This window comes from Faecalicatena contorta, from assembly GCF_021531995.1.
Taxonomy (GTDB): Bacteria; Bacillota; Clostridia; order Lachnospirales; family Lachnospiraceae; genus Dorea_A; species Dorea_A contorta_A.
In genome coordinates this window covers 1-411 of record NZ_JAFBIZ010000316.1, presented here as the reverse complement: position 1 = coordinate 411, position 411 = coordinate 1, and the positions used below count along the sequence as shown (strand labels likewise).

The following is a 411-nucleotide window of genomic DNA, read 5'->3' as shown; positions in this document are numbered from 1 at the left end:
TCATTCTTTGGTTCTTGCTGACTTCCGACGGCTGGCTGCGAAAAAAGCACTTGCTTCCTCGAGAAATTCATTTTCCTCTTTCAGACGCCGGATTTCTTTATCTTGATCCTTAACGCGTTTGCGGAGCATCGCAAGCTCCTCAGCAAGACTAATCGCACTTTCTGGAGTATGTGCACCATCGCCAATATCCAATGTGCCTGCTCTAACTGCTTTCAGCCATGTATGGATAGTTCCCTCCGGGATACCTAATTCTTTAGCAGCTTTAGCACCACCTATTTCTTTTGCTAACTTAACTGCCTGTACTTTGTATTCATGGTCATATTTACGTGCCATTTTGAGTACCTCCTTATTCTCTTGATTTTATCATGAAATCCTTGAGAATAAGATGTCAACTTTTTTTATACCACACCA

General features: G+C 42.1%; 1 protein-coding gene. It reads right to left on the bottom strand.

Annotated elements, in window-relative coordinates:
• Positions 1-333: a transposase gene (locus tag JQM82_RS16135; RefSeq protein ID WP_235251438.1), complete on the bottom strand. Its 333-nt coding sequence runs from the start codon at positions 331-333 to the stop codon at positions 1-3.
• Between the last annotated feature and the right edge of the window lie 78 nt (positions 334-411).

What these genes read in the sequence shown, in the direction of transcription:
- JQM82_RS16135 (WP_235251438.1), bottom strand. Translation starts at nt 333, where the DNA reads ATGGCACGTAAATATGACCATGAATACAAAGTACAGGCAGTTAAGTTA.